Raw genomic sequence first — 9,394 nt, 5'->3', positions numbered from 1 at the left:
TGCGTGGCAGAATGCCGAAGTAAGTAAAGCAAATGTGGGCGTTGAAAAATCGCAATTCCTACCAAAATTCAGTTTATCGTATGGTAGGCAGGTTGTGGATGATGTTTCAGGGTTTAATACCTATCAAGCAGGTATTAGTATTCCGTTATGGTTTTTTCCGCAGAAGTCAAGAGTCAAGGCAGCCAAGGCAGATGTAATGGTAGCAGAGAGTCAATATTTGGAGCAAAAGGTAACAACCGAAAGCAGGGTGTCGCAATTGTTCAAATCACTTGATAAAACGAAAAACATATTGCAGTATTACGAAGAAGGCGCATTGCTTTTGGCAGATGAACAAATTACCACTGCGGAACTGGCTTCTAAAGAGGGCGAAATAGATTATGTCAATTACATCACCATTCTCAATAGTGCCATCCGCATTAAACAAACCCATTTACAATACATCAATCAGTATAACCAGCAGTCTATTGAGGTACAATATCAGTTAGGCAATCTATAATATTAAAAAAATAAAAATGAAGAATATACTATTAGCAAGTACCGTACTATTTACACTTATGTTTATGAGTTGTAATGATGCCCAAAAATCTGAACTTGGACATAACGAAGCTGAAGGCGTATCAAAAACCGAATCTGGTGGAGAAGATGCGCACGGCGAGGAAGAAGGCGTTGTCGAACTTACAAAACAACAGGCCGAAACCATCGGTTTGGAAATGAAACCTTTGGAGGAACGGAATTTAGGGAACAACATTAAAGTAACAGGTACGTTGGAGCTTTTCCCACAGGACAAGGCGAACATCAGTCCGTTTGTTGGTGGAAATGTGAGTTCCATAAAAGTAATACCCGGAGATAACGTAAGCAAAGGACAGGTGTTGGCATATATAGAACACCCTGATATCATTGCAATGCAACAAGATTATCAGGAAAAAAATGATGAACTGGTCTTTTTGAAACAGGACTTTGAACGTAAGCAGACCCTTTATGATAATGGTGTTTCTTCTGGAAAGGAATTCCAGATGGCGCAGTCAAAATTTCGTTCCACAACATCCAGCGTCAATGGTTTGCGGTCCCAATTGAGACTGTTGGGCATCAATCCTGACAAAGTAGCTGAAGGCCAAATATATTCCGCTGTTCCCATTACCACACCCATAAGTGGCTATGTGGATGAAGTAATGATTAGCCTTGGCGATTACGTGGCGCAACAATCCAAAATGTTCTCAATAAGCGATAATTCAAAGATTTATGTCAACTTCAAAATATATGAGAAGGACATAAAGCAAATCAAGAAAGGGCAACAGATATATTTTTCAACGGCCTCTCGTCCAGGTGAACTGCTTAAAGCAACCGTTCGGTCTGTGGGTAAAACCTTCAACACCGACCCAAAAGCCTTGGAAGTTCTGGCAGATATTGAAAACAAGGATAAAAACCTATTGCCGGGTATGTACGTACAAGGACGAATAGTGCAGGGCGAGAAAAAGGGTTTTGCCGTCCCCGAAGCTGCCATTATAAAAGAAGGCGAGCAATCATTCATTTTCATTTTGGATGAAGATGAAGAAATGGCAGCGGGCAAAATGAAATTTAAAATGATATCCGTAACGGTCGGTATTACTGATTTAGGCTTTGTTGAAGTCAATCTTCCTGCCGAAGTTTCAAAGGATGCCAAAGTTGTCATCAAAGGAGCTTATAACCTGTCTTCGGAAATGATTAAAGGCGAACTGGAGCACGGACATTAATTCAATAATAATCAAAGGTTTTGATTCCGGGTTTGTTTATCGTCTTAATTTAGTTAGTTAAAAATTAGAAAACAGGCTCGGTTCAAAATCTATTAATACAAGTTTAAAAATTTATATTATGAAAGAAATAAAAGCATTTGTAAAACCGAACCGAATCCAAAGAGTCATTGAAGCACTATCAGATAATGGATTTAAAAGTATGACCCTTTCACAAGCAGAAGGTACGGGAGCATTTAAGGCTAAAGGAGCAAGACCATCGCTGGATTTTTACGTGACAAATAGTCCTGTGGTCAAGCTGGAATTGGTTTGTCAAAATGAGGAAGCCCAAGCGGCTATTGACACAATTATAGCCAACGCCAAAACCGAAGAACCTGCTGACGGCATTATTTATTTGTCGGATATTGAAGACGCCTTTCAGATTAAGACTGGAGATTCCTTAAAACGGTACGACCTATAAAACACTTTAGTACAAATGGAAAAAATAGTCCAACTACTGGAAAGCAAAGGGATACGACCTACGGCTATGCGCTTGATGACTTATAAACGTTTGGCGGAATTAAAGGTGGCCATCAGTCTTGGCGATTTGGAAAAGGATTTTAAGGTCAGTGAAAGAAGCACTCTGTTTAGAACTATAAAAACGTTTGAAGAAAAAGGTATTGTACATCAAATCGAGGATGGGACAGGTGTTATAAAATATGCCCTTTGCGAAGAAAATTGTGAGTGCGAGGTCGGCAACGACCTTCATTTACACTTTCATTGCAACAAATGTAATGAAACGGTCTGTTTAACAGAGCATAAAATCCCCCATATCAACTTACCTGATGGCTATATTACCGAGGATATCAACTTGGTGGTAAAGGGCATTTGCGAAAAATGCAGCGACAATCTGGATTAAACGTTTGGTTTTTAAATTCAATTATCATTTATAAATAGTGAGCAATGATAACAATCTATAAAAAAGAGGCTACTGTATATATGGTGGCAGAGAATAAGCTGGATGCCAAGGATTATGAAAACTTGATACCGGTCTTAACAGAACATATAACTGCATATCAGGAAGTTTCTTGGTACATCGAAATGCATAATTTTGAAGGCTGGACGGCAAACGCATATTGGAAGGGAATTGAATTAAATCTTCCGAATGAAACGCATTTAAAGCGTGTTGCCTTAGTGGGTAGCGTTAAATGGCAGGAGCAATTTACCGAGGCATTGCTTCCTTTTTCAGAAGCTCATATAAAATTTTATAAGCCAGAAGAAAAAGACGATGCCAAAGAATGGATAAAAAAAAATAGTAAAAAATGAAAAAAATACAACTAAAAATTCCAGTTATCCTACCGCAAGTTCCAAACGAAAAAGATAATTGTGTTGAAAGGCTTATTCAAGAACTACAGGCTAAAGAGGGTATTGAAAAAGTGCACGTTGCCGATACAAAAGAAGATGCCACGCCACAGCTCTGTTTTCATTATGACCCCGATATTATTTCCATAGACCGCATTCAATCTCTCGCAGAACGGACAGGTGCCGAGATTACCGAAAAATACGGGCATTTGCTCATAGAGGTTAAAGGAATCAGACATACAAGGCACGCACGCACCATAGAGAAAAGCCTTTTGGCAATCAATGGGGTTTTGGAGGCTTCCGTTTCGGCCTCTGGAATGGTACGACTTGAGTTTGATAAAAAGCAAACAAATTTTGATGAAATAAGCAAACAAATTGAAAAGGAAGACCTTCAGGTTCAGCGAAGTTCTTCAAACGAAAATAATCAAAAAAAAAAAAAAAAAAAAAAACAGGAACGTTCAAAGAAGGAAGATACTAAAGAGCAAACTTCCACAAAGGGCCACGAGCACAAGGAGGGCGAGACCCACGAGGAAGGAGAAGAGCACGCCCACGGTGGGATTTTAGGTAAAAATACGGAGCTTATTTTTTCCATTATCTGTGGGGCACTTCTCGGTATCGGGTTCGGGCTTTCTTACGTAGCATCAATACCGGATTGGGTCAGCTTATCCCTATACATCGGTGCTTACTTTTTTGGAGGGTACTTTACGGCGAAAGAGGCCATACAAACCGTGGCCAAAGGTGGTTTTGAAATCGACTTCTTGATGTTGGTTGCCGCCATCGGTGCCGCTGCTCTGGGCGAATGGGCAGAAGGTGCCTTGTTGCTGTTCCTGTTTAGTTTGGGGCACGCCCTTGAACATTATGCAATGAACAAGGCAAGAAAAAGCATTGCCGCGCTTGCAGACCTTGCACCAAAAACAGCATTGCTCAAAAAAGATGGTAAGACCGAAGAAGTTGGAATTGAGGAATTGACTATTGGCGATATTATAGTAGTCAAGCCCAATAGTAAAATATCCGCAGACGGCGTCGTGGTCAATGGAAAAAGCAGTGTAAACCAGGCACCTATTACCGGGGAAAGTGTACCCGTGGACAAACTTCCCGTGGAAGATACGAGCAGGGACTATTCGCCAGACGATGATATCAAGGACGAAAACCGCGTGTTTGCTGGAACTATCAACGGTAATAGCACGTTGGAAATAAAGGTCATCAAAGAAGCCAAGGATTCTACCCTATCCAGACTGGTCAAACTGGTCAACGAGGCACAGACCCAAAAGTCGCCTACGCAGCTTCTGACAGATAAATTTGAAAAATACTTTGTGCCATCCGTACTGATACTGGTTGGTATCCTGCTCTTTGCCTTTTTGGTAATAGATGAACCTTTCAGCGCAAGCTTCTACAGGGCGATGGCCGTACTGGTTGCCGCTAGTCCCTGTGCCTTGGCAATTTCGACTCCGAGTGCGGTATTGAGTGGTGTGGCACGGGCAGCACGGGGCGGTGTACTTATAAAAGGTGGTCGTCCACTTGAAGATTTAGGCGAATTGACCGCGATTGCTTTTGATAAAACAGGCACACTAACTGAAGGAAAACCCAAACTTACCAAGGTCGTGCCGCTTGGAAACATTGAAGAAAACGAACTACTAAAAATAGCAGTTGCTGTTGAAAACTTGAGCGACCATCCCTTGGCCAGAGCCGTGGTTCGCGATGGAAAGGAACGTTTGGAAGGTACTGAAATTCCCGATGCATCAGAATTGGAAGCCGTTCTTGGAAAAGGTATTAAAGCATCCTTGGGAAATGACCAAATCTATGTTGGCAATCTTGCCCTATATGAAGATTTGGACAGCGATAAACCATCCGAAGAAGTAACATCCAAAGTTAGAGAGTTGGAAGGTGGCGGAAATACCACGATGCTTATTCGCAGAAATCAAGAATACATCGGTATTATTGCCTTGATGGACACCCCACGGGAAGCTGCCAAGGAAACACTTAAAAAATTAAAGGAAATCGGTATCAAGCGGATGATAATGCTAACCGGGGATAATCAAAAGGTTGCCGATGCCGTTGCTAAAGAAATTGGGTTGACCGATGCCTGGGGAAGCCTGTTACCGGAGGAAAAAGTTGATGCCATTAAAAAATTAAAAGAGCAGGAATCCAAAGTCGCAATGGTAGGCGACGGTGTGAACGATGCCCCTGCAATGGCGAACAGTACCGTTGGCATAGCAATGGGCGCAGCGGGTAGTGATGTGGCCTTGGAAACTGCGGACATTGCCCTAATGGCCGATAAATTGGAGACCCTGCCCTTTGCCATAGGCCTGAGCAGGAAGGCAAAAACAATCATAAAGCAGAATCTCTGGGTAAGTCTTGGTATTGTGGCCCTGCTTATTCCAGCTACTATACTTGGTTGGGCTAATATTGGTATTGCCGTTGTGATACACGAAGGTTCTACCCTTCTGGTGGTATTCAATGCATTGCGACTTTTGGCATATAAAAAATAAATTTAATAAAAAAGGGTTGGTTTTGAAAAGGTTAAAATGACCAAAACGGAAAAAATATTGTCACATCACGGTATTCGACCTACTCAAATGAGGTCGAAGATATACAAGTTCCTGAAAAGAAAACAAAGTGCCGTGTCCTTTACCGATTTGAAGAAGACCTTTGTTCAAAAGAGCGAAACCAATAAAACAGCAAACAGAACTACCTTTTATCGCAGCCTAAAGATTTTTGAGGATAAAGGGCTAATTCATCAGATTAATGATGGAGTCGGAGTGGCAAAATATGCGATTTCTGATGAAAATGCCAAAGGTAAATATGGTACAGATTTACATATGCACTTTCATTGTACCGGTTGTAAGAAAACAATCTGTTTACCAAATAAAATATCGGAAGACAGCTTGCCAAACGATTATGAAATAAACAATGTGAACCTTGTATTGAAAGGCGTATGTGAGAAATGCAGGCAAAAATATTAGGTGGGAGTTCCAGAACTCTGAACCCTTGCGCCCAATGGTCAGGTTCAGGTTTCTTCCACCTTCTCTAACTTAAAAAATATTATGGTAGAACTAAAAAAATCCTTGGGTACGCTTCGACTTACGTTTTATGGCGTTGGCACAATTGTGGGCGCAGGAATATATACCGTTATTGGCGCGGCAGCTGGACAGGCAGGAACTGACCTTTGGTTGAGCTTTATTTTTGCAGCAGTTGCAGCCAGTATTTCTGCAATGTCCTATGCCGAATTATCATCTACCTACCCAAATGCTGGTGCGGAATTTATATTTGTAAGGAAAGCATTTCCAAAAATCGACATTCCTTCCTTCCTTACGGGTTGGACCGTTGCTTTCCATAGCTCTGCAACAATTGCAGCCGTACTATTGGCATTTTCGGGATATTTCAATACCTTTTTTGAAGTACCGGGATTATTGATAAGCTATGGTGTACTGCTGCTGCTTGCCCTGATAAGTGTTACAGGAATTAAGAAATCATCTACTGCAAATATTATAATGGTCAGTATCCAATTGTTGGGTTTGCTCATTCTTATTTTTATAGGCCTTAAAGAAACAGGCCTGCCAAAAGCTGAAATTTTTCAAATAAACTCATTCTCTGGGACACTTGCGGCCACGGCGACTTTGTTTTTTGTCTATACAGGTTTTGAGCATATGGCATCTTTAGGTTCGGAGGTTAAAAACCCAGGAAAAACCATTCCTCGCGCCTTTTTGTTGACAATGGTTATTACCACCATCTTCTATTTACTCATTTCTTTTACGGTACTCAACATAGCCGATCCTTTAGCTATTTCAAAGGTAGATTCGCCATTGTCCTTGGCGGCATCCAACCTTAACGAGTGGCTACCAATAGTCTTGGCGGTTGCCGCACTCTTTGCTACAGCGAATGCTGCGTTTAGCGGTATCATTTCCATAAGTAGGTTATTGTTCGGAATGGCAGTCGTGGGCGAACTTCCAAAATTTATGACCAAAGTAAATGCACAAAAAGTACCTTGGGTAACCACAATTGTGGTTATGGCTGCGGTGGGTTGTTTTTTGCTATTGGGAGATATAAAAATTGTCGCTGGGATGTCTTCATTAGGTGCGTTGCTTGTGTTTGTAGCCGTAAATATTGCCCTCATTGTTTTACGTTTTAGAGAACCGCAACAGAACAGACCTTTTAGAGTACCATTGTCAATTGGCAAGGTTCCGGTACTGCCCATTTTGGCCATACTGGTTAGCCTAACCTTAATAATTCAATATGAAGGGGTGGTTTACGTCGCTTTCGTCGGTGCAATAATAGTGGGGATAATACTCGATTATTTTTTGGATAAAAGACCCAGAAAAGAGGTAGAAGGCATAGAAGAAAATGAATTGTTCAACCACTAAATTAATGCTATGGACTGGATGTTCGAAGATTTTAAAACTGACCTTGACGCCTTAAATCCTGTGGTACGTGCAAAAGCTCTGGCCTTTGCTAAAAAGCTTATTGAAAAAAAGGATATTTCAGCAGAAGAGGCTCTATCAGAAGGAATCATAAGCGCAGAAGAATGGTATTATGACTTGAGAGGTTAGAAATTATTGCACCTCCATTGCACTGTATTATGTCGCACATTTGTAATTGTTAAATATAATTCTAATGAAAAATAAATTAATTGGAACAGGATTGCTCACCGCTATTACAGCTTCATTATGCTGCATTACACCTGTGTTGGCACTCATTGCAGGAACAAGCGGAATTGCTTCTACATTTTCTTGGATAGAACCATTTAGACCTTATTTAATAGGACTGACCATTTTAGTTCTTGGTTTTGCTTGGTATCAAAAACTGATTCCGATAGCTATCGGAACTCAAAAGGAAATTGACTGTGCATGCGATGCGGACGACCTGCCTGCCGGCAAGACAGGGAAACCAAAATTCATACAGTCAAAAACTTTTTTGGTAATCGTAACCGGCTTTGCAATTGTAATGTTGGCTTTTCCATACTATTCAGGAATTTTTTACCCAAACACAGAAAAACAAATAATCGTAGTTGACAAAGCGGATATTAAAACAACAGAATTTAAAATCAAGGGAATGACCTGTGCAAGTTGTGAAGAGCACGTCATCCACGAAGTAAATAAACTCAACGGAATTGTAAACTCAAAAGCGTCCTACGAAAATGGAAACGCCATCATTGAATTTGACAGGACCAAATCTAATGAAATGGAAATTGAGAAAGTAATTAACTCAACAGGTTATAAAGTAACCGACAAAAAAGAAAACTAATGGAAGTCAAGTTAGAATCGGAAATCACCTGTCCAATTTGTGGACATAAAAAAGTAGAAGAGATGCCTACAAATGCTTGCCAATTCTTTTACGAATGTGAGAATTGCAAGACGGTTCTCAAACCAAAAGATGGAGATTGTTGTGTTTATTGTTCATACGGTACAGTTCCTTGCCCACCAATCCAGCAAAGTAAAAGTTGTTGTTAGCTTATAGAATATACGAGTTTTATAAGCTAAAAAAGTAGTAATTCAATAATAAATGAAGAAATATGAGCAAGAAAAAACAAAATCTTCGGGATATCAATACCGAAGAACATAAAGGAGAACACAGCCACGACGATGGCCATAGTCATAGCGACCCAGAAAGTGTAGGAAAATTTAAGACCTATCTACCAGCAATTTTCAGTTTTACGATGCTGATTATTGGTATTGCGATGGATTACTTTAATGTGGCTTTCTTCAAAGATTGGATACGCATTGTTTGGTACGCCGTAGCATATCTTCCAGTAGGTTTTCCTGTGATGAAGGAAGGATGGAACAGCATCATAAACGGCGATTTCTTTACCGAATTTTTATTGATGTCCATCGCAACCATCGGAGCATTTGCCATTGGCGAATATCCCGAAGGCGTTGCAGTAATGCTATTTTACGCGGTTGGCGAATTGTTCCAAAATGCAGCAGTCAATAAAGCTAAAAGCAATATCAAAGCCTTGCTCGATGTAAGACCTAATGAAGCTTTGGTTTATCGGGACAACAATTATGTTTCCGTAAATCCCGAAACCGTTGAAATTGGCGAAAAAGTCCAAGTTCGTGTAGGCGAAAAAATTCCTTTGGATGGTATTTTACTTTCCGACAAAGGCTCATTCAATACCGCAGCCTTGACAGGCGAAAGCAAACCCGATACCATTGCAAAAGGCGAAAAGGTTTTTGCGGGAAGCATCAATCTGGATGGCGTTATTGAGATTGAAACGACCAAAGAATTTAAGGATAGTTCTATTGCGCGTATCCTTGATATGGTGCAGAATGCAACAGCTCGTAAATCAAAAACCGAACTGTTTATCAGAAAGTTTGCAAGAATCTACACGC

11 protein-coding genes and 1 pseudogene are annotated in these 9,394 nt (G+C 40.6%); all 12 read left to right on the top strand.

Features of this window, described 5'->3' with window-relative positions; genetic code table 11:
• Nucleotides 1–496 (top strand): TolC family protein (locus VLZ86_RS16035; RefSeq protein ID WP_325453257.1); only part of this gene is annotated, 496 nt, incomplete at its 5' end.
• 16 nt (nt 497–512) lie between these two features.
• Nucleotides 513–1,730 carry an efflux RND transporter periplasmic adaptor subunit gene (locus VLZ86_RS16030; RefSeq protein ID WP_325453255.1) on the top strand — a complete coding sequence of 406 codons (1,218 nt, stop codon included), beginning with the start codon at nt 513–515 and terminating at the stop codon, nt 1,728–1,730.
• A gap of 118 nt (nt 1,731–1,848) precedes the next feature.
• Nucleotides 1,849–2,187: a P-II family nitrogen regulator gene (locus VLZ86_RS16025; protein ID WP_325453253.1), complete on the top strand. Its 339-nt coding sequence runs from the start codon at nt 1,849–1,851 to the stop codon at nt 2,185–2,187.
• A 15-nt stretch (nt 2,188–2,202) separates the two neighbouring features.
• Nucleotides 2,203–2,625, top strand: a complete 423-nt coding sequence (locus tag VLZ86_RS16020; RefSeq protein ID WP_325453251.1) for a Fur family transcriptional regulator — start codon at nt 2,203–2,205, stop codon at nt 2,623–2,625.
• Between the two features lie 44 nt (nt 2,626–2,669).
• Complete coding sequence (locus tag VLZ86_RS16015) at nt 2,670–3,032, top strand: STAS/SEC14 domain-containing protein (protein WP_325453249.1); 363 nt, start codon at nt 2,670–2,672, stop codon at nt 3,030–3,032.
• A complete protein-coding gene (locus VLZ86_RS16010; RefSeq protein ID WP_325453248.1) occupies nt 3,029–5,557 on the top strand; it encodes a heavy metal translocating P-type ATPase in 2,529 nt (842 codons plus the stop codon). Before VLZ86_RS16015 ends, VLZ86_RS16010 begins: the two co-directional genes overlap by 4 nt.
• 36 nt (nt 5,558–5,593) lie before the next feature.
• The gene (locus VLZ86_RS16005; protein WP_325453246.1) at nt 5,594–6,031 is read left to right on the top strand and encodes a Fur family transcriptional regulator; all 438 of its coding nucleotides are present in this window, start codon (nt 5,594–5,596) and stop codon (nt 6,029–6,031) included.
• An 81-nt stretch (nt 6,032–6,112) separates the two neighbouring features.
• Nucleotides 6,113–7,429: an APC family permease gene (locus VLZ86_RS16000; protein WP_325453244.1), complete on the top strand. Its 1,317-nt coding sequence runs from the start codon at nt 6,113–6,115 to the stop codon at nt 7,427–7,429.
• A gap of 9 nt (nt 7,430–7,438) precedes the next feature.
• Nucleotides 7,439–7,615 carry a hypothetical protein gene (locus tag VLZ86_RS15995; RefSeq protein WP_325453242.1) on the top strand — a complete coding sequence of 59 codons (177 nt, stop codon included), beginning with the start codon at nt 7,439–7,441 and terminating at the stop codon, nt 7,613–7,615.
• 64 nt (nt 7,616–7,679) lie between these two features.
• Nucleotides 7,680–8,309, top strand: coding sequence for a mercuric transport protein MerTP (gene merTP, locus VLZ86_RS15990; protein WP_325453240.1), 630 nt, complete (start codon nt 7,680–7,682; stop codon nt 8,307–8,309).
• Complete coding sequence (locus tag VLZ86_RS15985) at nt 8,309–8,515, top strand: GDCCVxC domain-containing (seleno)protein (RefSeq protein WP_325453238.1); 207 nt, start codon at nt 8,309–8,311, stop codon at nt 8,513–8,515. Before merTP ends, VLZ86_RS15985 begins: the two co-directional genes overlap by 1 nt.
• Nucleotides 8,516–8,577: 62 nt before the next feature.
• Nucleotides 8,578–9,394: pseudogene (locus VLZ86_RS15980) on the top strand (heavy metal translocating P-type ATPase); the annotation flags it as partial.

This window comes from Gelidibacter sp., assembly GCF_035515035.1.
In the GTDB taxonomy this organism is placed as follows: Bacteria; Bacteroidota; Bacteroidia; order Flavobacteriales; family Flavobacteriaceae; genus Gelidibacter.
Note: the sequence above shows the minus strand (reverse complement) of the source record. Positions and strands in the feature narration are given on the sequence as shown.